Consider the following 25,519-nt stretch of genomic DNA (forward strand, 5'->3'; position numbering starts at 1 on the left):
CGATGAGTCAATTTGCGATTAACCTCATTTTCGTCGGGGGCTCGTTCCTCCTGTATATCCTCATCGCAGTGTGGGCCAAGGCTGGCAGCACCAGCGATTTCTACGTGGCCGGTGGCGGTGTTCACCCGATCACCAACGGCGCCGCGATCGGTGCGGACTGGATGTCAGCGGCATCCTTTATCTCCATGGCGGGCCTGATTGCCGCCGGTGGTTACGCCAACTCCACCTTCCTCATGGGGTGGACCGGCGGTTACGTGCTGCTGGCCATGCTGCTGGCTCCGTACCTGCGGAAGTTCGGCAAGTTCACGGTGCCGGAGTTTATCGGCGACCGGTTCTACAGCCGTAACGCCCGCCTGGTGGCGGTGGTATGCCTGATCGTGGCCTCGGTCACCTACGTTATCGGTCAGATGGCCGGTGCCGGTGTGGCCTTCTCCCGGTTCCTGGAGGTGGACGCCACCACCGGTCTGATGATTGCCGCCGTGGTGGTCTTCATCTACGCCGTACTCGGTGGTATGAAGGGCATCACCTACACCCAGGTGGCCCAGTACTGTGTGCTGATCATCGCCTACACCATTCCGGCGATCTTCATTGCCATTGAACTGACCGGTAACCCGATTCCGGCACTGGCCATGTTCTCCGAGCACACCCAGTCCGGCATGCCGGTCCTGGACAAACTGAACCAGGTCGTCACCGACCTTGGTTTTGCGTCCTATACCGCCGACGTGGACAACAAGCTCAACATGGTGCTGTTCACCCTGTCGCTGATGATCGGTACCGCCGGTCTGCCCCACGTTATCATCCGCTTCTTCACCGTACCCAAGGTGGCTGACGCCCGCTGGTCCGCCGGCTGGGCCCTGGTGTTCATCGCGCTGCTGTACCTGACCGCCCCGGCGGTTGCCTCCATGGCGCGCCTGAACCTGATGACCACCATCTATCCGGAAGGTCCGGCGGCACAGCCCATCGAATACGATGAGCGTCCGCAGTGGATCCAGGAGTGGGAAGTCACCGGTCTGATCACCTATGAGGACAAGAACGGCGACGGACGCATCCAGTACTACAACGACGCCAACGCAGACTTTGCCGACGAGGCCCAGGCCCGTGGCTGGGAAGGCAACGAGTTCTCCTACAACCGGGATATCCTGGTACTGGCGAACCCGGAGATTGCCAACCTGCCCGGCTGGGTGATCGGCCTGATCGCCGCCGGCGGTCTGGCAGCGGCCCTGTCGACGGCGGCGGGTCTGTTGCTGGCGATCTCGTCCGCCATCAGTCATGACCTGATCAAGGGGGCCATTAACCCCAACATCACGGAGAAAGGCGAACTGCTGGCGGCCCGTATCGCCATGGCGGTAGCCATCGTGGTGGCCACCTATCTTGGCGCCAACCCACCCGGGTTCGCGGCACAGGTGGTGGCACTGGCCTTCGGTATCGCCGCCGCATCCCTGTTCCCCGCCCTGATGATGGGTATCTTCTCCAAGCGGGTGAACAACAAGGGGGCCGTTGCCGGCATGCTGTGCGGCCTGGGCTTCACCCTGGTGTACATCTTCGTGTACAAGGGCTGGCTGTTCATCCCCGGCACCAATAACCTGCCGGATACCGCCGACGCCTGGGTACTGGGTATTTCCCCGCTGTCCATCGGCGCCGTGGGTGCCCTGGTGAACTTCATCGTGGCCTTCGTGGTGTCCAACGCCACCGAGGAGCCGCCGGTGGAAATCCAGGAACTGGTGGAAAGCGTTCGCTATCCGCGCGGTGCTGGCAAGGCACTGGATCACTAAGACATAATACGTCCCGCATTCAGACTCGAATCTGAACGGGTTGATCCAGGACGGGCCTCCTTTTCAGGAGGCCCGTTTTTTTCAGGCCCCGACAATCCCCCAACACAGGACCCCGGGTCCGGGGGCGTCGATGCCTCCCAGAGGAAACACTATGTTCTGGAATCTAGTTGCAACCATCGTCTGTGGCTTTGCCGCCGCGGGCATCGCCATGGGCATCCGCACCGCCACCGCCAGGAAAGCACCCCGTTGGCTGATACCGGTGTTTGCGGGCCTGGGCATGATGGGCTATCAGATCTACATGGAATACCACTGGTACGACCAGATGACCGCCCGTATGCCGGCGGAATCCATAGTGGTCGCCACCGAATCACAGGCGGAGTTCTGGCGTCCGTGGAGCTTTTTCTTCCCCCAGATCAACCGCATTACCGTGCTGGACGAAAGCAGCGTCAGCCGCAATCCGGCCAACACCGACACGGCCCGTTTCCAGCTTTACCATTTCCGCCAGACCTACGGCGGGCGGGTCTCCAAGGGCACCTGGCTGCTGAACTGCCCCAGCCGCGAACTGGTCGCCATGGCCGAAGACGGCTCCCCGGATACCGACCAGATGCGCAAGCTGGCCACGGACAACACCCTGCTGCAGGAAGTATGCGACTGAATCCGCTGAACAGGGAGTAACCGGAGATGATCAGTGTCTGGCTACTGGTAGTCATTTCCATTGCCTACATCTCCCTGCTGTTTGCCATTGCCTGGGCCGGCGACCGTCACCCGGGCCTGTACCGCAACAGACTGGCCCGCCAACACGTCTATGCCCTGTCGCTGGCGGTGTACTTCACGTCGTGGACCTTCTATGGGGCCGTGGGCCGGGCCACCCAGGAAGGATTGGCATTCCTGCCCATCTACCTGGGACCGCTGCTGGTCTTCCTGTTCGGCACCCCGCTGTTGCGCCGGATCATCTACATCAGCAAGCGCAGTAACAGCACTTCCATTGCCGACTTTATCGCCTCCCGCTATGGCAAGTCCCAGTCCCTGGCGGCACTGATCGCCGTCTTCGCGCTGATTGGCAGTGTGCCCTACATCGCGTTGCAGCTTAAGGCCATCTCCCTGGGCTTCAGCGTGCTGTCGGAGAATGGCGCCAGTGAGGCCGTCAACCAGGCCGCCTGGAGTGATTCCGCCTGGTATATCACCCTGGTGCTGGCGGTGTTCACGGTTCTGTTTGGTACCCGTCACCTGGAATCCACCGAACATCACCGGGGCATGATCCAGGCCGTGGCCTTCGAGTCGGTGATCAAACTGGTGGCCTTCGTGGCGGTGGGGCTGTTCGTCGGCTTCGGCCTGTATGGAGGCTTTGGTGACCTGCTGGCCAACGTCCGGCAGGCGGATCTGGTGGGCCAGCTTACCTGGGAAGGCGTGGAAGCGCCGGCCTTCATTACCCAGACCATTGTCGCCATGCTGGCCATCCTGTGCCTGCCACGACAGTTTCATGTGATGGTCGTGGAAAACGCCGACTACCGGGATTTCAATACCGCCCGCTGGGCGATGCCCGCCTATCTGCTGATTGCCAGTGCCTTTGTACTGCCGATTGCCGCTGCCGGCCTGTTGCACAGCGACACCGCCAACGTGAATCCGGACATGCTGATCCTCAGCCTGCCCATCCTGGAGGAACAGACCTGGCTCGCCATCCTGGCCTTCCTGGGCGGCGGGTCGGCGGCAGCCGCCATGGTGATCGTGTGTTCAGTGGCCATTGCCACCATGGTCAGTAACGAGATCGTGATGCCGGGGCTGCTCAAGTTCTTCCGCCCGCGGATGAACCGCCAGACCGACCTCAGTCGACTGCTGCTGAGCATCCGCCGGGTCACCATCTTCCTGGTGCTGATGACCGCCTACGGCTTCTACCGACTGGCGGGGGCGGACTACAGCCTCACGGCCTTCGGTCTGCTGTCATTCGCCGCTGCAGCCCAGTTCGGGCCGTCACTGATCGGTGGCATCATCTGGCGTCGGGGTAACTACAACGGCGCCATCTGGGGCCTCGCCCTGGGGTTTGCCACCTGGTGCTATACCCTGCTGATTCCCGCCCTCGCGTCCACCGGCTGGGTCGGCGACACCCTGATCGACCAGGGTCTGTGGGGGCTGGGCTGGACCCGCCCCACCGCCCTGCTGGGCCTGGAACTGGACATGATCAGCCATGGCATCATCTGGTCCCTGGGACTCAACACCCTGGTCTATGTACTGTTGTCCATGACCACCCGCCAGAGGGTGCGGGAAAAGATCCAGATCGCCTCCTTCTTCCACGAACCCCACCCTCGGGCGGAAACCTCCCAGCAACAGGTCTGGCAGGGTGAGGTGCTCACCGCCGACCTGCAGGCCCTGGCGGAACGGTTCATGGGGGAAGAACGGGCGGAAGCCCTGTTCACCAACTACGAACGGCGCAACGCCATGCGCCTGGCACCCCAGCGCCCCGCCAGCAGCCATCTGATGCGCTATATCGAGCGCCAGTTGGCGTCGGTGATCGGCGCTTCTACGGCCCGGGTGGTGCTGGAGTCCACCCTCACCGGCCGCGACATGCAGATCGAGGATGTGGTCAGCATTGTCGATGAGGCTTCCCAGGCCATGACCTTCAGCCGGGAGCTGTTGCAATCCGCCATCGAGAACCTCAGTCTGGGGGTGTCCGTGGTCAATCACCAGCAACAGCTGGTGGTCTGGAACCGCCGCTACCTGGAACTGTTCTCCTACCCCAAGGGCTACGTGCGCACCGGACGCCCCATACAGGACCTGATGCGCTATAACCTGACCAGCGCCAACCTGCCGGCCCGTCGCATCGACGAGATTATCGACGACCGCTGCAGCGCCATGAAACAGGGTCGGCCCATGTCCTACGAGCGACACCGCCCGGACGGCACGGTGCTGAAGATCGAGGGCAGCCCGATTCCCGGCGGGGGCTATGTCACCACCTTCCAGGACATCACCTCCATACGCCGCACCGAACAGGCCCTCAAGGAGACCAATATCTACCTGGAGCAGCGGGTCAAGGAGCGTACCCAGGAGCTGCAGGTGATCAACGAACAGATGCTCAAGGCCAAGTCGGTGGCGGAACAGGCCAACCAGAGCAAGACCCGTTTCCTGGCCTCCGCCAGCCACGACCTGCTGCAACCGCTCAACGCTGCCCGTCTGTTCGCCTCAGCCCTGCAGAACAAGGTGATCACCGACGAAACCCGGGAACTGGCCAGCCACCTGGACAGCTCCCTGGGCGCTGCCGAGGAAATCATCAGCACCCTGCTGGACATCTCCAAACTGGATGCGGGCGCCCTGGAGCCGGATATCACCAGCTTCCCGGTCAATGACATGTTGCGGCACCTGGCCACCGAGTTCAGCGCCATTGCGGCCGACCAGGAGCTGACACTGACTGTGGTTCCCAGCTCCACCTGGGTTACCTCCGACGCCAAGCTACTGCGCCGGGTAGTGCAGAACTTCCTGTCCAACGCCATCCGGTATTCGGAAAATGGCGGGCGAATCCTGCTGGGCTGTCGGCGGCTCAAGGGCTATATCCGAATTGAAGTGTGGGATACCGGCCCCGGCATCCCCGACGACCAGCTGGCCCATATCTTTGAGGAGTTCCGCCGCCTGCGCCAGGGCCGGGACAAGAAAGGCCTCGGGCTGGGGCTGGCCATTGTCGACCGGATCAGCGGCATGCTGGGGCACCCGGTGAACGTGCATTCCCAGGTGGGTCGCGGCAGCACCTTCACCATCACCGTACCCCTGGCGCCTCCGGAAAAGCGCCAGGCCAGACCCGCGGCGCCCCGCAGTGGCAGCCGGGGGCTGTCGGCCCTCAAGGGGCTCCACGTACTGTGTATCGACAACGATGCCCACATCCTGGAAGGCATGCAGGCGCTGCTGGACAACTGGCACTGCCGTACCACCACCGCCCTGAGCCTGGAAGAGGCTCGCACGGCATTGAATGGTGAAATCCCGGACATCATGCTGGGGGACTACCAGCTTGACGATGACCGCAATGGCCTGGATGCCATGGACAGCCTGAGGGAGGACTTCGACCAGCCGGTTCCGGGCATACTGATTACCGGCTATCTTGGAGAGGAAGCCCGGGAAGATGCGGCCCATCGCGGCTACCATGTACTCTATAAGCCAGTGAAGCCGGCGGCACTCCGGGCACTGGTCAACAAACTGATCAAGAAACGTTCATGATGAATTCATCCGGCGAAACAGGCGCTCCAGTCAACTTCGGCAAACTCCGCTTCCTGGTCGTCGACGACTTCGAGAACTTCCGCAATTCCATGCGGCAGATGTTGCGTTCCCTGGGGGCGGACAAGATCGAGCCAGTGCATAACGGCTCTGTTGCCATCCAGCGCTGTGCCTACGAGCAGTTCGACGTACTCCTGTGCAACTACAACCTTGGCGAGGGCAAGAGTGGCCAGCATGTGCTGGAGGAACTGCGGCACCGCGGGTTGCTGAAACACTCCTCGCTGTTCCTGATGGTCACCGCGGAAACGTCCCGGGAGATGGTCATGGGCGCCCGGGAGTACCACCCCGACGCCTACCTGACCAAGCCCATCAACCAGGCCATGCTTGCCAAACGTCTGGGCGCCCTGGTGGAACGGCGACAGGCCCTGCTGCCTATCACCCGGGCGATGGACCTGGAGGACTACCCGGAAGCCATCCAGCAATGCCTGGCACTGCTGCCCCACCACCAGCGCCACCGCTCCTGGATCTACAAAACCCTGGCGGAGCTCTACGTGCGGGTGGGGGATTATGGCCAGGCCCGCAGGATCTACGACGAGATCCTGGGACAACGGGCCCTGTCCTGGGCACGTCTGGGCAAGGCCCGCGTACTGCTGGCGGAGGGGTTCCACGACGAGGCGGGAGCCGCCCTGAAATCGCTGATCGACGATCACCCGGATCACCTGGAAGCCTATGACCTGCTCGCGGAAAGCCTGAAACGCACCGGCAAGCCCGGCCAGGCCCAGAAAATCCTGCAGCGGGCTGCGGAAATGTCCCCCAATGCCCTGTTGCGGCAGCGGGACCTGGCGGCGCTTGCCACCCGGAACCAGGACCTGGACACGGCCACCGACGCCTGGCGCCGCACCGTTGGCCTCGGCACCTGGTCGGTGCATGATCACCCGGACCATCACCTGGCCCTGGGGCGATCACTGACCGACCTGAGTGAAGGCGACCCCACAGGCGAAGGCAAGGAGTATGCGGAAGAAGCAATACGGGTTCTCAAGCACCTGGAACGCAAATTCCCGGAGGCGCCGGACATCGGCCCCCGCACCATGCTGGTCCGTGCCCGTATCGTGGCGGCACGGGGCAACCTCGACAAGGCGCGGTCATTCCTTGAGCAAGCCCGAAGCGTCCTGCCGGAGGACACCCTGTCCGCCGACGCCGGTCTCGACCTGGCCAAGACCATGTACCGCATCGGCCAGAATCGCGAGGCGGAACAGCTACTGGCCGCCCTGGCCCAGCGGTTCGAGGGCCAGGGCGACATTATCGAACAGATCGAGAACCTGATGGACGAACCGGTGGGCCTGCAGCAGCGTCTCCAGGCCCGCACCCTCAACCGGGACGGCATACAGGCCTATGAAAAGGGCGAGCTCGGTGCCGCCGCACGCCATTTCGAACAGGCACTGGACGTGGTTCCCAGCCACGCCGCCCTCAACCTGAACCTGACCCAGATCCGAATGAAACAGGTGGAAAGCGGCGACCCGACGGTTGTCCGTGATCATGCCCTGGCCCAGTGCCGGAGATGTCTGGATGCCCTGGACAACCTGCCCCCGCAACATCGTCAGTACCGCCGCTACCAGGCGATGCGCAAGAAACTGGAGACCCTGAATGACTGACCCGTCACGTTCAGCCACCGACGACAACCGGCGTCAGATCAAGGTGCCGGATTTCTCCATGGTCATCGCCTCGGCGGTGCATGACATGAAGAACTCCCTGGGCATGCTGCTCAGCACCCTGGAAGACCTCCGCGGGGAGCAGCAGGCGGTTCAGGGTGAGAACCCCAGGCTGAACACCCTCCAGTACGAAGCCGAGCGGGTCCACAGTGACCTGGTGCAGTTGCTGGGCATCTACCGCCTGGGCGAACACAAACTGTCCGCTCACAGCGACGAACAGCATGTAGCCGATTTCCTGCACGAACAGATCGCCCGCCACGAAACCCTGCTGGACGGATACGGCATCGGCCATGAGATCCTGGCAGACGACGATACGGTGGGCTTCTTCGACGATGAACTGGTTGCCGGAATTATCACCAGCACACTCAACAACGCCATTCGCTACACACGTTCCCGCCTCCGCCTGGCGGCCCGGGAGCAGGACGGCTGGTTGGTAATCAGCGTGGAGGACGACGGCAACGGCTACCCGGACCACATGCGGGGGGCCACGGACGCGCTGCGGCGTGCGCCGGACTTCAGCACCGGCTCCACCAGCCTGGGCCTCTATTTCGCCTCGGCCATCGCCCACCTGCACCAGAACGGTGACCGGCGGGGCGAGATCAGACTCCGCAACGGCGGCGAGCTCGGCGGCGGGATATTCGAGATCTGGCTGCCCTGAGCCCCGTCGTCTGTCTTAAGAGACTCCATCGGACCGGGGCCATATTCACCGACCTGTGCCACAATTTGGCGACGGGCTACTTGAATTGCCCGTCACCGGGAATTAACGTGTGGCAAGCCCTCAAGGATCCGCCAAGGCCGCCCACTGCGGCAATACGAGGGCCCTCGTACAGACAGGGAGAACACCATGCCCCGTGGCAACGCACTCATTGTTGATGATTCCTCCACCGCCAGGATCATCCTCGCCCGGCTGCTGGAAAAAGCCGACCTCACCAGCAAGGGCGCCAGCTCGGCCGAAGAGGCCCTGAGCATGGTTCAGCATGAGCAGTTTGATCTGATCTTCCTGGATCACCTGCTACCGGGCATGAACGGCTTCGAGGCCCTGGAGAAGTTCAAGAGCCGCCCGGAGAGCAAGGACATTCCGGTGTTCATGTACACTTCCCAGAATGCCGACCGCTACATACAGGACGCCAAGGCCCACGGCGCGGCCGGTGTCATCGGCAAGCAGGTGGAGCGGGAACAGCTGGTCCAGATGATCGATACCATCCTGGCGGAAAGTGACGATGAACCCGAGTTCGCGGCACCGGTGCTGAGCCCCTACCAGACCGTAGCCGACCAGTCCTACCTTCGCCGCCTGACCGGGCGCCTGTCCACCCTTGAAATTGCCTACGAGGAGGCCAACGAGGACATCCGCGCGATGAAGCAGCACATGGCCCGGGTGGACGCCCAGTTCCAGGAGGAACTGGAGAACCGGGTGGGCAAGGTCCGCCGGTTGTGGATGCTCACCACCGTGGTATTCGTGCTGGTGGCCCTGTTCCTGGGCCTGCAGATCAACAGCGTGTCGGAAACCGTGGACGGGCTGAATACCCAGTTGGGCCTGATCAGCCAGATGATTGGCGGGCTGATGGAACTGATCGGGGGCGGGGGTAATAACTGACCCGGGGCCGCCGGCCACCATCCGGATACGAAAAGGGCGATCAGATGATCGCCCTTTCTGGTCTGCAGGACCGGCCCGACGTCAGAGGTTCAGCACATCCAGACGACCGTAGTCACGCTCCGGCTCGGCGGCCTGCTGCACCGGCTCGGCTTTCCCGCCGACGATTGAGCGTCCGTTCTCGAAGTCGTACAGGGTGTTGTCCGCCAGGTGCGACGGCTCCACATTGCACATGGCGCGGAACATGGTCTCAATGCGACCGGGATGCTGTTTGTCCCACTGCTGGAGCATGTCCTTGACCACCTGGCGCTGGAGGTTCTCCTGGGAGCCGCACAGGTTGCAGGGAATGATCGGGTATTCCCGCAATGCCGCATAGCGGGCGATGTCCTTCTCCCGGCTGTAGGCCAGAGGGCGAATCACCGTGTTGCGGCCATCATCGCTGAACAGCTTGGGCGGCATGGACTTCATCTTGCCACCGTAGAACATGTTCAGGAACAGGGTTTCCAGCAGGTCGTCCCGGTGGTGGCCCAGGGCAATCTTGGTGATGCCCTGTTCCTCGGCGAAGTTATAGAGGATACCCCGTCGCAGGCGCGAGCACAGGCCGCAGGTGGTCTTACCCTCAGGCACCTTCTCCTTGACGATGCTGTAGGTGTCCTTCTCAATGATGTGGTACTCGATCCCCAGGGCGGACAGGTACTCAGGCAACACGTGCTCGGGAAAGCCCGGCTGCTTCTGGTCCAGGTTGACGGCAATCAGCTCGAAGGGCACCGGGGCACTCTTCTGCAGGTTCATCAGGATATCCAGCATGGTGTAGGAATCCTTGCCCCCGGACAGGCACACCATGACCCGGTCACCGGATTCGATCATCCGGAAATCCTGGATGGCCTGCCCGGTTTCCCGCCGCAACCGCTTCTGGAGCTTGTTCGTCTCCAGCTTGCGCTTGCGTTCGGCTTCGCTGGCCGGTGTATCGGATACCGCTTCCGGCGTCATCACATCAGACATAATCAACCTGTGGCCATGGTGGAAAGATGGTGAATAAACAGGCGGCGATTATACCGGAGGCGGGCTGCTCCCGTCAGGTATCCACCCCCCGTAAATGCCACGATAGTCCGGTTCCCTTGGGATTGCGTTGCTACTGACCTACCATAATGCCATGAACCAGTCACAGGAAAGCCAATTACACTCTGTTCCCACAGACTCCCACACCCAGGCCCGACAGGCGCTGGAACGCCATGTCCGGATGCTTGGCGCGGCGGTGGAGGCCTGCCTGCGCCAGGCCCGTGGCGGGCTGTCGGAGCTGGAACTCATCCGCCAGCTCCAGTCGCCGCCCTGGGAACTGATCGGGCCGGTGGATTACGCCAACCCGGCGGCGCTCTATCCTGTCCACTTCCTGGTATTCCATGTGCTCTACCGCCTGCGGGATGAACTGGCGACCCGGGGCGAAACCGTGACCATTTCTCCCCTGTCCATCTCCCTGACGCAGGCCGACGTGGTGGCCGGAACCGGCCTGCCGGATCAGGCAGACCCATTGAGGGCCTTCTACCTGGACCTGGACCAGTACGAGATGTCGGAGGACGATATCCTGCGCCTGGTGGACGATTTCTGGGCAGGGCGATCCCACGGCACGCCGGGCCGGGGAGACGCCGCCAGGGCCGCCGAGGTACTGGGCTTCGAGGCACTGCCAGCGGATTTCACCGCCGTCAAGCAACGCTTCCGCCGCGCCGTGATGCAGGCCCACCCGGACCGGGGTGGCGAGACCGAACAGGTCCAGAAGCTCAACGAGGCCTTCGCCATCCTGCGCCACTACTTCCGACACGGAGACACCCCATGCTGAACCGATACCTGACCCTGGCTGTGTTGATCACCACTGCGGCCGTGCCCGCGAGGGCGGACCTGGTGGTGCTCCAGTACCACCATATCAGTGACCGGACGCCCGCCAGCACCAGCACCGAGGTAGACCTTTTCCGTGAACAACTGCATCGTATCCAGGAGCTGGGGCTTGAGGTGGTCCCCCTCAAGTCCGGCACCGAAGAGGCCCTCGCAGGCAGGCTGGAAGGACAACAGCAGGCGGCCATCACCTTCGATGACGCCTACGAATCGGTCTGGACCACGGCGGCCCCCATCCTGGACGAGTACGGCTATCCGTATACCATTTTCGTCAATACCCAGGCCGTGGGCAGCCCGGGTCATATGACCTGGCAACAGTTGGAACAGGCCGCCGGACTCTCCCATGTAACCATCGCCAACCACAGCCATGACCATGCCCATCTGCCACGAAAGCCCGACGAGCCCCGCAATGCCTGGCACCAGCAGGTAACCGCCAGCCTGGACCACGCCCAGACGCTACTGGACGAGCGACTGGGTATGGACGAGCCGCTGTTCGCCTACCCCTACGGCGAATACGACGCTGGCCTGGAACAACTCCTGGACGAACGGGATTGGTACGGCTACGGCCAGCAATCCGGTGCCATCGGCCCCACGTCGGACCCGAGCCGCCTGCCCCGGTTTCCCATGGCAACCGCTTACGGGCAGATGGACAGCCTCGATGACAAGCTGCGCAGCCGGGCGTTGCCGGTGGACGCCTCCGAGCTGCCGGACGGTATCGTGTCGGACAACCCGCCCCGCCTGACCCTCCGCTTGCCGGACCGGTTGAATCCGGAGGCCCTTACGTGCTTCGCTTCAGGACGCGGGCGGCTAGCACTGGAGCCCCGGGGACAGGAGGTCACGGTACAGGCGGCGGAGGCCTTCAACAGCCGGCGCTTCCGCTACAACTGTACCTATCCGGCGGGCGAGGGGCGCTTCTACTGGCTGTCCCAACAGTGGGTGGACCTGGAGCGGCCGGAGGACTGACGCTACTCCTCCTCGTCTTCGGCGCAACGGATACACAGTGACGCCCACGGCAGGATTTTCAGGCGTTCCGGGTTGATCGTGTCACCGCAACGTTCGCACCGTTCACCTTCGCCCTCTTCCAGCCGGCCAAGGGCATGAATGACCTGACGGAGTTCTTCCCGTACCTCCAGCTCCAGGTGATCCACCACCTCATCGTTCTGGCGCTGTACCGCCTGCTCGGAAAAATCCGCTTCCAGCTTGCCTTCGTCGCGGTGCTGGTGAGCCTCGTACCGCTCCAGCCGACGGGTCAATTCCTGCTTGAGCCGTTCGAGTTCTTCTTTACGGGTCTTGGCCATCAGCTTGCCACCTCCTGCTCGAACATTGAATCCTGCCAGGGTATCCCAAAGAATGGCTGAGCAATTGATAGCCGTCAAAATTAGACGTGCTCAGAACCGGGAAGCCAAAAACAATCAGTGCGTTATACTACGGCGGTGGCCATCGGCGGATCACGGTTCGACGCGCCGGCCCCTCAGTTACGCATCGTCACACCCTGTTACCGGTTGCCACATTTTTCCACCAAGGTCACATTGCGAATTCAGGCAACAGCGACAACACTTGGCCTTGCCAATGCATTTTTCAATATTTCACAAATACAACAGATAGATAAGGGTGCCCCGGCGGTTACCCGCAGGAGATGTTTGAATGCCCAGGTGGATTTGTTCCCTCGCCATCCTTTCATCGCTCATTGTCCTGTCCGCGCCCATACTGGCGGAGCCCCTGAAACTGGGATTCAACTACCCGCAGACCGGTCGTTATCAGGACCAGGGCCTGCAACAGCGTATGGGGGCCTTCCTGGCAGTGGAGGAAATCAATGAGGCCGGCGGCATCCTTGGTCGCCCGGTGGAGCTGGTAATCCGTAACACCCGGGGGGATCCGGAGCGTGGCGCCGCCAACACCGCCGACCTGATCGATAATCACGGTGTGGAGATGCTGTTCGGCGGCTCCTCCTCCGCCGTTGCCATAGCCTCCGGCAAGGCGGCAAAGGAACGGGACCGGATCTACTTCGGCACCCTCACCTATTCCAACGCCACCACCGGCAGTGCTGGACATACCCACATGTTCCGGGAACCCTTCAATGCCTGGATGTCCGCCAAGGCCCTGGGCAGCTTCCTGAGCGAGAACTACTCGGACAAAAAATTCTTCTATATCACCGCTGACTACACCTGGGGCTGGTCGGTGGAGGAATCCCTGCGGCAGTTCACCGACACCGGCGATACCAGCGAACACCCCGGCACCAGGACACCGTTTCCCAACGCCCTGACCAGCGATTTCCAGGCGGCGCTGGAACAGGCAGCCGCCAGCGATGCGGATGTGCTCGCCATGGTACTGTTCGGTGATGACATGGTGAGGGCGGTGAATATTGCCTATTCCATGGGCCTGCACGACAAGATGCAGATCGTGGTTCCCAACATTACCCTAAGCATGGCCAACCAGGTCGGCCCCAGCATCATGGAAGGTGTCATCGGCGCCGCACCCTGGATATGGAACCTGCCCAGGGAAGCCGGCTATGAGCGCGGCCAGAAGTTCGTACAGGACTTTTCCGAACGCTACGAGATGCGTCCGTCCTCCGCCGCTGCCTCTGCCTACAGCATCGTCTACCAGTACAGGGATGCGGTGGAGCGGGCCGGTACCACCAATACCGCCGATGTCATCCGCGCGCTGGAGGGGCACCGCTACACCTTCCTGAAGGATGAACAGGAGTGGCGGGCCTTTGATCACCAGAACGTCCAGTCCGTCTACGTCGTCCGGATTCGCCCCCGGGAGGAGGTACTGGCCGATGAGCACTCCAGTGACTATTTCGAGATCGTCCATACCCTGCCGGGGAATGAGGCGGTCCGCACCCGGGAAGAGTGGGAGGCAGACCGTCGCAAGGCGGGAATGCCCCTGACCCTACAATAAACCCAGAAAATGGAATCGTTCATGAAGAAAAACGTAGTAATGGCACTCGCGCTGCTGCTCACCAGTCCGTTGACCAGCGCACAGGAGGTACTGAAAATCGGACTCAACTACCCCGCCAGTGGCCGCTATGAGTATCTCGGCCTCCAGCAGCGGATGGGGGCCTTCCTGGCTGTGGACGAAATCAATGAGGCCGGCGGCATCCTTGGTCGCCCGGTGGAGCTGGTGGTCCGCAATACCCAACTGGACCCCAAGCGGGGCGCCGCCAACGTCCGTGAAATGGTGGACGAGGAGAATGTCCAGATGCTGTTCGGCGGGGTGTCCTCGGCGGTTGCCATCGCCTCGGGCCGTGCCGCCAAGGAAAAGGACCGGATCTACTTCGGCACCCTGACCTACGCCAATGCCACCACCGGGACTGCTGGCCACACCCACATGTTCCGCGAATCCTACAACGCCTGGATGACAGCGAGCGCGATAGGTAAGTATCTGGCCGAAGAGTTCCGGGACAAGAAATACTTCTTCATTACCGCTGACTATTCCTGGGGCTACTCGGTTGAGGACTCAGTGCGCGCGGCATCCGGCACCGAGGATACCGAACGTCATCCGGTCACCCGTACCCCCTTCCCCAACGCCACCTCACGGGATTTCCAGTCCGCCCTGGAACAGGCGGAAGCCAGTGGTGCCGATGTCCTGGTGCTGATCCTCGGCGGTGGCGACATGGTCCGTGCGGTGAACATCTCCCACGATATGGGCCTGAAAGAGAAAATGCAGATCGTGTGGCCCAACACCAGCCTGGGTACGGCACTGCAACTGGGACCCTCGCTGATGGAAGGTATTATCGGTGCCGCCCCCTGGTTCTGGAACCTGCCTTATGAGAAGGGTTACGAGCGGGGCATCGAGTTTGTCGAGGCGTTCTCCAGCCAGCACAACATGCGGCCATCGTCCGCGGCGGCCTCCGCCTACAGCATCGTGTACCAGTACAAGGATGCAGTGGAGCGGGCCGGTACCACCAATACCGCCGATGTGATCCGGGCCCTGGAGGGGCACAAGTACTCGCTGCTCAAGGATGAACAGGAATGGCGGGCCTTCGACCATCAGAACGTGCAGTCCGTCTACCTGGTGCGAATGCAGTCCCGGGAGAAAGTGCTTGCGGATGAATACAACAGTGGTTTCTACGAAATCCTCGGTACGGTGCCCGGCCCCGAGGCGGCCCGGACCCTGGAGGAATGGCAGGCGGTTCGCCGGGAAGCCGGCGTTCCGCTGACCCTGCAGTAGCCGCTGACGGAGCGAGACCGGCGGTTGTCAGCCAGCCTGCAACCGCCGCACAGCTCCCAGCCATCCGTCATAGAGCCGGTCACGGTCCGCCTTGGACATGGCCGGTTCAAACCGGCGTTCACAGCGCCAGAGCTTCTCGATCTCCTCCAGGCTCTCGTAGACCCCGACCTGGAGCCCCGCCAGGAAGGCCGCGCCAAGAGCCGTTGTTTCTATCACCTCCGGCCGGTCCACAGTTGCCCCCAGGATGTCCGCCAGAAACTGCAGCACCCAGTTGTTCACCACCATGCCACCATCCACCCTCAGGGCCACCGGACGTACGCCGTCATCTTCCATGGCCTTCTGCAAATCCTTGGTCTGATAACACACGGACTGCAGGCCAGCAGTGACAATCTCCTTGATACCGGTGTCCCGGGTCAGGCCAAACATGGCTCCCCGTGCCTTGGGATCCCAATGAGGCGCGCCCAGGCCGGTAAACGCGGGCACCAGGTACACGCCATGGTCCACTGGTGTCTGCTCCGCCAGCATCTCGCACTCGTCCGCCATGCGAATCAGGCTCAGACCGTCCCGCAGCCACTGGATGGCGGCACCGGCGATAAAGATACTGCCCTCCAGGGCGTAGGTGGTCTTGCCGTTGAGACGGTACCCCACCGTGGTCAATAACTGGTGTTCGGATTTCAGGGCCTGCTCCCCGGTGTTGAGAATCAGGAAACATCCGGTGCCATAGGTACTCTTGGCCGTGCCCTCGGCGAAGCAGGTCTGGCCGAACAGAGCCGCCTGCTGGTCCCCGGCCACACCACCGACAGTGACACCCGCTGCCGGCAGACCGTTGGCGATGGTCCCGAAATCCGAAGCACAGTCACGCACTTCCGGCAGCAGGGATTCCGGGATACCAAACAGCTCCAGCAGGTCCGGGTCCCAACGCTGTTCGTGGATATTGAACAGCATGGTGCGGGAGGCATTGGTAGCATCGGTCAGGAAGGAGCGCCCTTCGGTGAGCCGCCATAGCAGGAAGGTGTCGATGGTGCCAAAGGCCAGTTCCCCCTTCTCCGCCCGCTCCCGGGTCCCCTCCACATTGTCCAGTATCCAGCGGATCTTGGTGGCGGAGAAATAGGGATCGATGAGCAGCCCGGAACGCTCGGTCACCCCCGGCTCATGGCCATCATCCTTGAGTTGCTGGCACAGCCCGGCGGTGCGCCGGTCCTGCCAGACTATGGCGTTGTACACCGGCTTGCCGGTCTGCCGATCCCAGATGATGGTGGTTTCCCGCTGGTTGGTGATGCCCACCCCCAGGATCTGGCTGGCCTCCACACCGTTATTGTCCAGTACCGCCTGGCAGGTGGACCTGACTGTGTCCCAGATGGCTTCGGGATCATGCTCTACCCAGCCACTGTCGGGATAGATCTGTTCAAATTCCTGCTGCTCCACGGCGTGGATCCGGCCTTCCCGGGTGAAGAGGATGGCCCGGGAACTGGTGGTTCCCTGGTCGATCGCCAACAGATACTGGCTCATAGGCCGTTGTGCTCCTTTTTATTGTTCGAATCAATCGTGGGACTGGAAGAACAGTGTAGCCCCCTGCTCCGGCTCCGACGCCCCCTGGCGGAACCAGGCAAACAGTTCCCGGCCCAGCCCGTACTGATTGCCGGAAAGGTCCGCACTGGCCGGTTCCCGGTCTTCCAGATTGCCACCGGATACCTGCACCGACAATTCCCCCCGGACGGCGTCTACACGAATCATATCACCATCCCGCACCTTCGCCAGGGCGCCTCCCCTGGCCGCCTCCGGATAGACGTGAATGGCCGCCGGCACCTTGCCACTGGCACCCGACATGCGCCCGTCGGTCACCAGGGCGACCTTGAATCCCCGGTCCTGCAGGCTGCCCAGGTAGGGTGTCAGTTTATGCAGCTCCGGCATGCCGTTGGCGGCCGGTCCCTGCCAGCGAACCACCGCCACGAAATCCCGGTCCAGTTCCCCCCGGTCAAAGGCGGCGGCCACGTCGGACTGGTCATCAAACACGAGGGCCGGGGCTTCCACCACCCGATGCTCGATGGCCACCGCCGAGGTCTTGAGAATCCCCCGGCCCAGGTTGCCCTGCATGATCTTGAGACCGCCCTCCCCGTCAAAGGGCTCCGACACCGACCGCAGCACGCCCGCGTCGCGGGTTGCCGCCGGCGCGGGGTGCCAGACCAGTTTTCCGCCCTCCAGGGTGGGTATATCGGTATAGGCCCTCAGGCCATGCCCCACCACCGTGTCCACGTCTTCGTGCAGAAGACCGGCGTCCAGCAGCTCCCGGATCAGGAATGCCGTGCCCCCGGCCTGGTGGAAATGGTTCACGTCCGCCTGGCCATTGGGGTAGATGCGTGTGAGCAGGGGCGTCACCGCCGACAGCTCGGCATAGTCGTCCCAGTCGATAATGATGCCCGCGGCCCGGGCAATAGCCACCCAGTGCAGGGTATGGTTGGTGGAGCCACCAGTGGCCAACAGCGCGACCAGGGCGTTAACGATGGTCTTCTCGGACACCATATGGGCCAGGCCGAGTTCACCGCCATGGGGTCGGGACAGCCGGATCACCTGCTCTGTGGCGGCCCGGGTGAGGGCCTCCCGCAAGGGCGTGCCCGGGTTGATGAAGGCTGCCCCGGGCAGGTGCAGCCCCATCACCTCCACCAGCAGCTGGTTGCTGTTGGCGGTGCCGTAGAAGGTGCAGGTACCGGGGCTGTGGTAGGACTCGCTTTCGGCTTCCAGCAGCTCGTCCTTCCCCACCTTGCCCTCGGCGTACAGTTGCCTGACCCGTTGCTTTTCCTTGTTGGGCAGGCCGGACGGCATGGGACCGGCCGGCACCAGCACCGTGGGCAGGTAACCAAAGCTCAGCGCCCCGATCAGTAGCCCCGGCACGATCTTGTCGCAGATCCCCAGCAGCAGGGTGGCGTCGAACATGTTGTGGCTGAGGGCCACGGCGGTACTCATGGCGATCACGTCCCGGGACACCAGGCTCAGCTCCATGCCCGGCTGGCCCTGGGTAACGCCATCGCACATGGCCGGGGTGCCACCGGCGAACTGGGCCACCGAGCCCATGCCATGGGCCGCCTCGCGAATCACGTCCGGGAAGCCGGCGTAAGGCTGGTGGGCCGAGAGCATGTCGTTGTAGGCCGACACCATGGCCACATTGGCCTGATTCATCAGTTTCAGGGTCTGCTTGTCGCCGGGCTGGCAGGCGGCAAAACCGTGGGCCAGGTTACCGCAGGACAGGGTGGCCCGGTGGGGCGACTGCCGACCCAGTTCCTGCATACGCCCAAGGTAGTCTTGCCGGCTGTCACGGCTACGCCGGACAATACGGTCCGTTACCTGCTTTACGGTGGGGTGCATCGCCGCCCTCCTTCACCATTCTGTTACAATTTGACACTACCATGACGGGGCCATCAGGTCGCCCCGTCAGGCAGGCCTCCAGACAAGGAATCGATACGCTATGCCAGAGCAGCTAAGGCGCACCAAAATCGTCGCCACCCTCGGCCCCGCCACCGACGCCCCCGAAACCCTTGAACGCATTATCCGCGCCGGGCTGGATGTCACCCGGCTCAACTTTTCCCACGGCAGCGCCAGTGAGCACTGCGAGCGTGCCCGCCGGGTGCGGGACGCCGCCGCCAACTGCGGCCGCTTCGTGGCCATCTTGGCGGACCTGCAGGGGCCCAAGCTTCGGATCGCCCGGTTCCGGGACAACAAGGTGACGCTGCGGGCCGGCGAGACCTTCGTCCTGGACGCCGCCATGGACAAGGAAGCCGGCGACGGCCAGCGCGTCGGCATCGACTACGAGCAACTGATCCAGGATGTCAGCCCCGGCGATATCCTGGTGCTGGACGATGGCCGTATCGAGATGGAAGTGACCGCCGTGGACGACCACAGTATCACTTCCACCGTGCTGATCGGCGGCCCGCTGTCCAACAACAAGGGCCTCAACAAGCGCGGCGGCGGCCTGTCCGCAGACGCACTGACCACCAAGGACCGGGAGGACATCACCACTGCCGCCGAACTGGGTGCGGACTATGTGGCGGTGTCCTTCGTCCGCACCGCCGATGACATGCACACGGCCCGGCAACTGTTGCGGGACGCCGGCTCGTCCGCGGCCCTGGTGGCCAAGATCGAACGTGCCGAGCTGGCCCACGACACACAGGCCCTGGACGACGTCATCCTGGCCTCGGACGCGGTCATGGTGGCCCGTGGCGACCTGGCCGTGGAAATCGGCGACGCCGAACTGGTGGCCGTGCAGAAGCACATCATTGCCCGTGCCCGCGCGCTGGACCGGGTGGTGATCACCGCCACCCAGATGATGGAGTCGATGATCGACAACCCCATGCCGACCCGGGCCGAAGTCTCCGACGTGGCCAATGCGGTGATGGACTACACCGATGCCGTCATGCTGTCCGCCGAGACTGCCGTGGGCGACTACCCGGTGCAGGCGGTGGAAGCCATGGACCGCATCTGCAAGGGCGCGGAACGTCACCCGTCCATGCACCAGTCCGGCCACCGCATGCACGAGAGCATGGAGCGGGTGGACGAGGCCATTGCCCTGTCCGCCATGTACGCGGCCAACCACCTGCAGGGCGTTACCGCCATCATCTGCCTGACGGAAACCGGCGCCACGCCGCTGCTGATGTCCCGTATCAAGTCGGGACTGCCCATCTTCGCCTTTTCCCGGCATTTCACCACCCAGCACCGGGTAGCCCTGTACCGGGGGGTGCAGACCGTGCCCTTCGATTCCGCCGAAATCCCGCCGGAGCAGACCAATGCCCTGGCGGTCGGGGAGCTGCAGAACCGGGGCATCGTCAAGCCGGGGGATCTGGTGGTGGTCACCAAGGGCGACTACGTCAATGCCCAGGGCGGCACCAACACCATGAAGATCCTGCGGGTGGGCGACGATATCCGTTAACCCTGGCAGCTTGCCAGACTCTCCCGGGCCAGCCGGGTGATTCCCGGCCAGTCACCCTGGCTGACCCGCTTCTCCGGCGTCAGCCAGGTGCCCCCCACCGCCACCACGTTGCCCAGCGCCAGATAGTCCCGGGCGGTGTCCCGGCGAATCCCCCCGGTGGGACAGAACACAACATCGGGGAACGGCCCGGCCATCGCTTTCAGGCCCTCCAGCCCGCCGGCGACCGCCGCCGGGAAGAACTTGAAGGCACGGTATCCCAGCTCATACCCCAGCATCAGTTCCGACACCGTGGCCACGCCCGGTAACAGGGGGGCATTGGCGGTCAGCCCGTAGTCCAGTAGCCGCGGCGTAATGCCGGGGCTGACTACGAAACGGGCACCGGCACTCTCCGCCTGGCGATAGGCAGCGGGATCGGTGACGGTACCCGCCCCCACCAGGACGTCCCCGGGCAGCTGTTTGCTCAGGGTCTCGATCGCTGGCAGGGCCTGGGGGGTGCGCAGGGTGATCTCCAGCACCCGGATGCCCCCTTCCACCAGCGCCTCCGCCAGGGGCATGGCGTCCTCCTCCCGGTGCAGGGTGATCACGGGCACCAGCGGTCCCGCTGCCAGCACCGCCTGTATGCGCTGTTGCTGATCCTTCGAAAGTCCGGGCATGACGGTCCTCCTTGCCAGAGTCAGGGACTCCAGAAAATGGACAAAGGCTGATGGAAAAAATAACGGACGGGCATGGGCCCGATGGCGAACGGTTCGGCGATGGCCTCATCCAGGGCGGCCCTCTTGCCATCCCCCCGGAGCAGCAGCACTGTCATCAGTGCTCCTGACAGTGTCCGGGCGCTGAGGGTCAAGCGTACCGTGGACTGGGAGTCTGGTGTGATTGCCACTACCGGTGGCGCATCCGCCGCCATGGCCGCGGACAGTTCCGGGGCATCGGGAAACAGTGAGGCGGTGTGGCCGTCCTCCCCCATGCCCAGCACCACCACATCGGCGGGCCAGTGTAGTCCGGCAAGCCGTTCGGAGGCCTGCCTGGCCGACTGGCCGGGCGTCTCGTCGCCGTCCTCCACCAGTTCCATCAGGCGGGCACTGGCGGCGGATTCCTGGAGCAGGTGTTGCCGTATCATACGGCTGTTGCGCTGATCGCTATCCACGGCCACCCAGCGTTCATCTGAGGGCACGATGGTCACCTGTTCCCAGGGCAGTAACAGCCCTGAGAGCGCCTGCAGGAACCCTGCCGGCGTGCGCCCGCCGGACACCACCAGTAACGCATCACCACGCTCCCTGATGGACTCTCGCAGGCGACTGGCCACCTGTTCCGCCAGTTCGCCGGCCAGGGCCTCCGGATCAGCGAAGGGCCGGAGGGAGACACCGGCTAACAACGGCTGTTCAGACGTCTTCATACCAGCTCCTGCCATCGCGGGTGATCATCGCGATGGAGGCCACCGGCCCCCAGGTGCCGGCGGCGTAGCGCTTTGGATGGGCGCCGCATTCCTCGCAGTTGGCCAGTAACTGGTCAACCCAGTGCCAGGCATACTCCACCTCGTCCCTGCGTACGAACAGATACTGGTTGCCTTTCATGGCTTCCAGCAGCAGACGTTCGTAGGCATCCGGGATACGGTCGGTATTGAAAGCCTCGGCAAAGGTCAGCTCCAGGGGGCCCTGACGCAGTCGCATGCCACGACTGAGCCCCTGGTCCTTGGTGAGGATTTGCAGCGACATGCCCTCGTCCGGCTGCAGCCGGATAATCAGCTTGTTATTGGCCAGGTGTTTCTGGTCCGGGTCGAAGATGTAATGGGGCGCCGGCTTGAAGTGCACGATCACCTCGGAACGTTTCTCCGGCAGCCGCTTGCCGGTCCGGATATAGAATGGCACACCCGCCCAGCGCCAGTTCTCGATCTCCACCTTGAGGGCAACGAAGGTCTCGGTACGGCTGTGCCCCACGGATCCCTCCTCTTCCAGGTAACCAGGCACCGGTTTGCCGTCCGCCGTTCCCGCCGTGTACTGCCCCCGCACCAGGTGGGTAGGAATGCGCTCCTGGGTCAGGGGCGCCAGGGCCTTGAGCACCTTCACCTTCTCATCCCGGATGCTGTCCGACGACAGGTCCGACGGTGGGTCCATGGCCAGCAGGCAAAGCAGTTGCAGCAGGTGACTCTGCACCATATCCCGCAATTGCCCGGCACTGTCAAAGTAGGACCAGCGACCTTCAATGCCAACACTCTCCGCCACCGTGATCTCCACATGGGAAATGTGGTTCTGGTCCCACTGGGAGGCAAACAGGTTATTGGCAAACCGCAGGGCAATCAGGTTCTGGACCGTTTCCTTGCCCAGGTAATGGTCGATCCGATAGATGTTCTCTTCCCGGAACACACCGGCCAGCTGGTCGTTGAGTTCCCGGGAGGAAACCAGATCGTGGCCGATGGGCTTTTCCACCACTACCCGGGTTGTCTCGTCGCAGCAGCCGACACTGGCCAGGTGCCCGGTAATGGTCGCATAAAGGTCCGGTGGTGTGGCGTAGTACAGGATCAGGGTGTTCTCCGATGGCCCCCTGCCGTGCCACTGTTCCAGCGTCAGGTAGCCCTCACGACTGGAGAAATCCAGGTCCTCGTACTCCACCCGCTCCAGGAAGGCTTCCATCGTCGGAGGGGACAGCTCGTCAGACCCCAGTGTCCGGGACAGTCTTTCCCGGATCACCTGTCTTGCCTCGGCAGTGGAATAGCCCCGGCGTGCCAGCGCCAGTATCCGGGTGCCGGGTGCCAGCAACTCGGCCCGGTGGAGATGGTACAGGGCCGGGAACAGTTTCTTCGAGGCAAGATCTCCCATGGCCCCGAACAGAATCAGGTCACAGGCAGTGTCCGGGCTAACCATATTGGTGCCTCCTCAGGTCCCTGGGAGTCTGCGCGGTAGAAAGTCGCACCGTTGCGACCGCCCCACTTTGGCCCCTTTTGAGCGCTCATTTTCGCTACATAGAGCCACTATGCGCCCAAAATGACCGTCAAAATGGCCTCAAAGTGGGACAATCTCGCCTCGCGCGATTTCTACCGCACAGACTCCTGGCGATGGTTTTGTCATTATCATACAAAAATCATGACAACCCTCGTGCCGGATTTCCAGGTTTGTTTAGTGTCCCGTACATGACACCAGGGCAGAAAAAAACCCGCCGCCGGGTAATGCCGGGGGCGGGCTGTTTTTCTCAGGCGACCCGGGCCGGGCCTGTAACGTCAGGGACGTTCAATTTCCGCCCTATCTCGCAGGGTCTGCACGTAGGCCCGGTATTCGCTCTGGCCATTGAGCTGGGCCAGGAACAGGCTCATGTTCCTGACTTCCTCGCTGCCTTCGTCCACCTCACCATCGGTGACGCCGGACAGGGCGATCACCGCCAGGTCGGACCCGGTTTCAGCGGTACCAAAGCTGAAACTGTCCTCATCCGGTGCGGTCAGGGAGAAGACGGTAGCCTGTACCGGCCCGGCAAGGTCGCTCTGCCCCCGGGTGACGCCCTCATGACGGGTCCATTCGTCACCTTCCGGGGAAACCTCTCCCTCACGCAACTGGGCAAGAAGCTCATCAGCCTTCTCACGGAGCAGCTCCAGGGTACGCTCCCGCTCGAGGCGTTCACGGATCTGGTCGGACACCTCGGCCAGCGGCCTGGGTTCTTCCGGATGATGCTCAGTGACCCGGGCCACCACAGCGGAAGTCTGGCTGACATCAATCAGCTCGGTGTTGAAGCCGTCTTCCAGTACATCACCGGAGAACAGTTGCCGTACCAGACCGGCGTGATCAAAGGGCGGCTCGTTGCTCTCCCGGGTAACACCGGAGCGGGTCTGCACCTCCAGGTCGAACTGCTCCGCCGGGTAATCCAGGCCGTCGCCGGAAAAGGCCATATCAGCCAGCTCCGTACGCTGACGTGAGAATTCCTCCCCGGCCTGGCGCTGGGCCAGTTGCAAGCGGATCTCTGGCGCCTGCTCCTCGAAACTCGGTGCGTCACCCTTTCGGATATCCAGCAATTTGATGAAATGAGTGCCATATTCGCCTTCCACCGGGCCGGCGATCTCGCCCTCATCCAGAGAAAACAGGGCCTCGTCGTAGGCACCGCCAAGGTCACCCTCCATCAGGTACCCCAGGTCACCGTCCTGCTCCGCCGACAGCGGATCATCGGAGAACTCCCTGGCCAGCTCGGCGAAGTCCGCGCCCTCTTCCAGGCGCTGCTGGATGGTGTCGATCGTTTTCTGGGCGTCTTCCCCGTCCTCGATCAGGATATGGGCACTGCGGCGCTCTTCCTGGGTAAGCTGGTCGGCCATCTGATCATAGCGCTGACGGACTTCCTCCTCGGACACTTCAATACCGTCCCGTACATCGTCAATGGAGAGCACCAGGTACTCCACATCGACGGATTCCGGCTGCATGAAGCGGGACTGGTTATCCTGGTACCACTGGGCCACGTCTTCCTCGGTGACCTCCACCTGATCGGCCACGGAATCACCTGACAGGCGCAGCAGTCTGAAGTCACGGCTCTGGTTCTGGAGTGCCAGCAACCGGCGAGCCGATTCGTCGGGCGAGATACCGCCACGAACGACTGCGGTGCGGATCTGGTTGCTGATATAGTCACGCTTCAGCACTTCACGGAATTCGGTAGGCGTCATTCCCAGGTTGCGGACGAATGATGTAAAACGCTCCTGACTGAATTCGCCATCCACCTGGAACTGGGACATGCCGACAATAAGCTGGTCGACACTGACGTTGTTCAGTGCCAGCCCCTGTTCGCTGGCGTCCTGTGCCAGCACTTCAGCCCGGATCATGCTGTCCAGTGTGTCCCTGCGGATCTGGTCTTCGTCCAGCAGCGTCGGATCCGGATTCTCCATCTGCCTGAGTTGCTGCTGGCTGGCAATCTGCACCATCCGCTGGTATTCACGTTCGGTGATGTCCTCGCCGTTCACCGTCGCCACCTCCGGTTCCCCCCGGAAACCGCCGACAATGGCATCCATCCCCCAGATAGACAGGGACACAATCAATACGGCGATGATGATCTTGGCAATGGTGCCCTGGGCATTTTCCCGAATATCTTGAAGCATGTTCCTCCCGGATCGCTCGCACCTTTCCCTACCATCCTGCTGGTATCAGGTTCAGCGTCAGGCCTCTTTTCAGTGTTCTTCTGGAAAAACAGTCAGCGGGACGCCCGGCACTGCGGGGCTGGTACTTTGCTGGCCGACTGAACGTAAAAAGGCGCACCCTTGATGGAATGCGCCTTGAATCCGAGCAGGGCGGCACTGGTCAGGAAATGCCAGTAC

Annotated in this window: 19 protein-coding genes; 11 read left to right on the plus strand and 8 right to left on the minus strand. The window is 62.8% G+C overall.

Annotated elements, in window-relative coordinates; translation table 11 throughout:
* The first annotated feature begins 2 nt into the window (after positions 1-2).
* The 6 genes from ACJO3T_RS09075 to ACJO3T_RS09100 all read left to right on the plus strand — a co-directional run bounded on the left by ACJO3T_RS09075 (position 3) and on the right by ACJO3T_RS09100 (position 9,269).
* Entirely contained in the window at positions 3-1,772 is a 1,770-nt protein-coding gene (locus tag ACJO3T_RS09075; protein WP_406964524.1) for a sodium:solute symporter family protein, read from the plus strand.
* A 151-nt stretch (positions 1,773-1,923) separates the two neighbouring features.
* Entirely contained in the window at positions 1,924-2,427 is a 504-nt protein-coding gene (locus ACJO3T_RS09080; RefSeq protein ID WP_406978346.1) for a hypothetical protein, read from the plus strand.
* Positions 2,428-2,453: 26 nt separating this feature from the next.
* On the plus strand, positions 2,454-5,969 hold the full coding sequence (locus ACJO3T_RS09085) for a PAS domain-containing hybrid sensor histidine kinase/response regulator (protein ID WP_406978347.1): 3,516 nt from the start codon (positions 2,454-2,456) through the stop codon (positions 5,967-5,969).
* Entirely contained in the window at positions 5,966-7,618 is a 1,653-nt protein-coding gene (locus tag ACJO3T_RS09090) for a tetratricopeptide repeat protein (RefSeq protein ID WP_406964520.1), read from the plus strand. Before ACJO3T_RS09085 ends, ACJO3T_RS09090 begins: the two co-directional genes overlap by 4 nt.
* The gene (locus ACJO3T_RS09095) at positions 7,611-8,333 is read left to right on the plus strand and encodes a sensor histidine kinase (protein WP_406964519.1); all 723 of its coding nucleotides are present in this window, start codon (positions 7,611-7,613) and stop codon (positions 8,331-8,333) included. Before ACJO3T_RS09090 ends, ACJO3T_RS09095 begins: the two co-directional genes overlap by 8 nt.
* 186 nt (positions 8,334-8,519) lie before the next feature.
* On the plus strand, positions 8,520-9,269 hold the full coding sequence (locus ACJO3T_RS09100; RefSeq protein ID WP_406964517.1) for a response regulator: 750 nt from the start codon (positions 8,520-8,522) through the stop codon (positions 9,267-9,269).
* Positions 9,270-9,350: 81 nt separating this feature from the next.
* Here the strand turns inward: ACJO3T_RS09100 and ttcA are convergent, their stop codons facing one another.
* Positions 9,351-10,256 carry a tRNA 2-thiocytidine(32) synthetase TtcA gene (gene ttcA, locus ACJO3T_RS09105; RefSeq protein ID WP_406964781.1) on the minus strand — a complete coding sequence of 302 codons (906 nt, stop codon included), beginning with the start codon at positions 10,254-10,256 and terminating at the stop codon, positions 9,351-9,353.
* 139 nt (positions 10,257-10,395) lie between these two features.
* On the opposite strand from ttcA, the gene ACJO3T_RS09110 reads away from it, so the two are divergent.
* Together ACJO3T_RS09110 and ACJO3T_RS09115 are read left to right on the plus strand one after the other, a co-directional pair.
* Positions 10,396-11,100: a DNA-J related domain-containing protein gene (locus ACJO3T_RS09110; RefSeq protein WP_406964516.1), complete on the plus strand. Its 705-nt coding sequence runs from the start codon at positions 10,396-10,398 to the stop codon at positions 11,098-11,100.
* On the plus strand, positions 11,094-12,116 hold the full coding sequence (locus ACJO3T_RS09115; RefSeq protein WP_406964515.1) for a polysaccharide deacetylase family protein: 1,023 nt from the start codon (positions 11,094-11,096) through the stop codon (positions 12,114-12,116). Before ACJO3T_RS09110 ends, ACJO3T_RS09115 begins: the two co-directional genes overlap by 7 nt.
* 2 nt (positions 12,117-12,118) lie before the next feature.
* On the opposite strand, the gene ACJO3T_RS09120 is transcribed toward ACJO3T_RS09115, so the two are convergent.
* Positions 12,119-12,451: a TraR/DksA C4-type zinc finger protein gene (locus ACJO3T_RS09120; RefSeq protein WP_406964513.1), complete on the minus strand. Its 333-nt coding sequence runs from the start codon at positions 12,449-12,451 to the stop codon at positions 12,119-12,121.
* 346 nt (positions 12,452-12,797) lie between these two features.
* Between ACJO3T_RS09120 and ACJO3T_RS09125 the strand changes: the two genes are divergently transcribed.
* Both ACJO3T_RS09125 and ACJO3T_RS09130 read left to right on the plus strand, forming a co-directional pair.
* On the plus strand, positions 12,798-14,054 hold the full coding sequence (locus ACJO3T_RS09125; protein WP_406964511.1) for an ABC transporter substrate-binding protein: 1,257 nt from the start codon (positions 12,798-12,800) through the stop codon (positions 14,052-14,054).
* Positions 14,055-14,075: 21 nt separating this feature from the next.
* Positions 14,076-15,326, plus strand: a complete 1,251-nt coding sequence (locus ACJO3T_RS09130) for an ABC transporter substrate-binding protein (protein WP_406964510.1) — start codon at positions 14,076-14,078, stop codon at positions 15,324-15,326.
* A gap of 27 nt (positions 15,327-15,353) precedes the next feature.
* Here the strand turns inward: ACJO3T_RS09130 and glpK are convergent, their stop codons facing one another.
* Together glpK and edd are read right to left on the minus strand one after the other, a co-directional pair.
* The gene (glpK, locus tag ACJO3T_RS09135) at positions 15,354-16,835 is read right to left on the minus strand and encodes a glycerol kinase GlpK (RefSeq protein ID WP_406964508.1); all 1,482 of its coding nucleotides are present in this window, start codon (positions 16,833-16,835) and stop codon (positions 15,354-15,356) included.
* Between the two features lie 30 nt (positions 16,836-16,865).
* Positions 16,866-18,686, minus strand: coding sequence for a phosphogluconate dehydratase (gene edd / locus ACJO3T_RS09140; protein ID WP_406978348.1), 1,821 nt, complete (start codon positions 18,684-18,686; stop codon positions 16,866-16,868).
* A gap of 100 nt (positions 18,687-18,786) precedes the next feature.
* Here edd and pyk point away from each other — a divergent pair, with 100 nt between their 5' ends.
* On the plus strand, positions 18,787-20,244 hold the full coding sequence (gene pyk, locus ACJO3T_RS09145; protein ID WP_406964505.1) for a pyruvate kinase: 1,458 nt from the start codon (positions 18,787-18,789) through the stop codon (positions 20,242-20,244).
* On the opposite strand, the gene ACJO3T_RS09150 is transcribed toward pyk, so the two are convergent.
* The 4 genes from ACJO3T_RS09150 to ACJO3T_RS09165 all read right to left on the minus strand — a co-directional run bounded on the left by ACJO3T_RS09150 (position 20,241) and on the right by ACJO3T_RS09165 (position 25,303).
* Positions 20,241-20,897, minus strand: a complete 657-nt coding sequence (locus ACJO3T_RS09150) for a bifunctional 4-hydroxy-2-oxoglutarate aldolase/2-dehydro-3-deoxy-phosphogluconate aldolase (RefSeq protein ID WP_406964503.1) — start codon at positions 20,895-20,897, stop codon at positions 20,241-20,243. The two genes, pyk and ACJO3T_RS09150, sit on opposite strands and share 4 nt — an antisense overlap.
* A 20-nt stretch (positions 20,898-20,917) precedes the next feature.
* A complete protein-coding gene (gene pgl / locus ACJO3T_RS09155; protein ID WP_406978349.1) occupies positions 20,918-21,637 on the minus strand; it encodes a 6-phosphogluconolactonase in 720 nt (239 codons plus the stop codon).
* Complete coding sequence (gene zwf, locus ACJO3T_RS09160; RefSeq protein ID WP_406978350.1) at positions 21,624-23,102, minus strand: glucose-6-phosphate dehydrogenase; 1,479 nt, start codon at positions 23,100-23,102, stop codon at positions 21,624-21,626. The genes pgl and zwf overlap by 14 nt, the downstream gene beginning before the upstream one ends.
* A 353-nt stretch (positions 23,103-23,455) precedes the next feature.
* Complete coding sequence (locus tag ACJO3T_RS09165) at positions 23,456-25,303, minus strand: SurA N-terminal domain-containing protein (RefSeq protein ID WP_406978351.1); 1,848 nt, start codon at positions 25,301-25,303, stop codon at positions 23,456-23,458.
* Between the last annotated feature and the right edge of the window lie 216 nt (positions 25,304-25,519).

The organism is Marinobacter shunpengi (assembly GCF_045449715.1).
Lineage (GTDB): Bacteria > Pseudomonadota > Gammaproteobacteria > Pseudomonadales > Oleiphilaceae > Marinobacter.

Bases quoted from the DNA above. Each gene is read 5' to 3' on its own strand.
- ACJO3T_RS09075 (WP_406964524.1), top strand. From the start codon at position 3: ATGAGTCAATTTGCGATTAACCTCATTTTCGTCGGGGGCTCGTTCCTC.
- ACJO3T_RS09080 (WP_406978346.1), top strand. From the start codon at position 1,924: ATGTTCTGGAATCTAGTTGCAACCATCGTCTGTGGCTTTGCCGCCGCG.
- ACJO3T_RS09085 (WP_406978347.1), top strand. From the start codon at position 2,454: ATGATCAGTGTCTGGCTACTGGTAGTCATTTCCATTGCCTACATCTCC.
- ACJO3T_RS09090 (WP_406964520.1), top strand. From the start codon at position 5,966: ATGATGAATTCATCCGGCGAAACAGGCGCTCCAGTCAACTTCGGCAAA.
- ACJO3T_RS09095 (WP_406964519.1), top strand. From the start codon at position 7,611: ATGACTGACCCGTCACGTTCAGCCACCGACGACAACCGGCGTCAGATC.
- ACJO3T_RS09100 (WP_406964517.1), top strand. From the start codon at position 8,520: ATGCCCCGTGGCAACGCACTCATTGTTGATGATTCCTCCACCGCCAGG.
- ttcA (WP_406964781.1), bottom strand. From the start codon at position 10,256: ATGACGCCGGAAGCGGTATCCGATACACCGGCCAGCGAAGCCGAACGC.
- ACJO3T_RS09115 (WP_406964515.1), top strand. From the start codon at position 11,094: ATGCTGAACCGATACCTGACCCTGGCTGTGTTGATCACCACTGCGGCC.
- ACJO3T_RS09120 (WP_406964513.1), bottom strand. From the start codon at position 12,451: ATGGCCAAGACCCGTAAAGAAGAACTCGAACGGCTCAAGCAGGAATTG.
- ACJO3T_RS09125 (WP_406964511.1), top strand. From the start codon at position 12,798: ATGCCCAGGTGGATTTGTTCCCTCGCCATCCTTTCATCGCTCATTGTC.
- ACJO3T_RS09130 (WP_406964510.1), top strand. From the start codon at position 14,076: ATGAAGAAAAACGTAGTAATGGCACTCGCGCTGCTGCTCACCAGTCCG.
- glpK (WP_406964508.1), bottom strand. From the start codon at position 16,835: ATGAGCCAGTATCTGTTGGCGATCGACCAGGGAACCACCAGTTCCCGG.
- edd (WP_406978348.1), bottom strand. From the start codon at position 18,686: ATGCACCCCACCGTAAAGCAGGTAACGGACCGTATTGTCCGGCGTAGC.
- pyk (WP_406964505.1), top strand. From the start codon at position 18,787: ATGCCAGAGCAGCTAAGGCGCACCAAAATCGTCGCCACCCTCGGCCCC.
- ACJO3T_RS09150 (WP_406964503.1), bottom strand. From the start codon at position 20,897: ATGCCCGGACTTTCGAAGGATCAGCAACAGCGCATACAGGCGGTGCTG.
- pgl (WP_406978349.1), bottom strand. From the start codon at position 21,637: ATGAAGACGTCTGAACAGCCGTTGTTAGCCGGTGTCTCCCTCCGGCCC.
- zwf (WP_406978350.1), bottom strand. From the start codon at position 23,102: ATGGTTAGCCCGGACACTGCCTGTGACCTGATTCTGTTCGGGGCCATG.
- ACJO3T_RS09165 (WP_406978351.1), bottom strand. From the start codon at position 25,303: ATGCTTCAAGATATTCGGGAAAATGCCCAGGGCACCATTGCCAAGATC.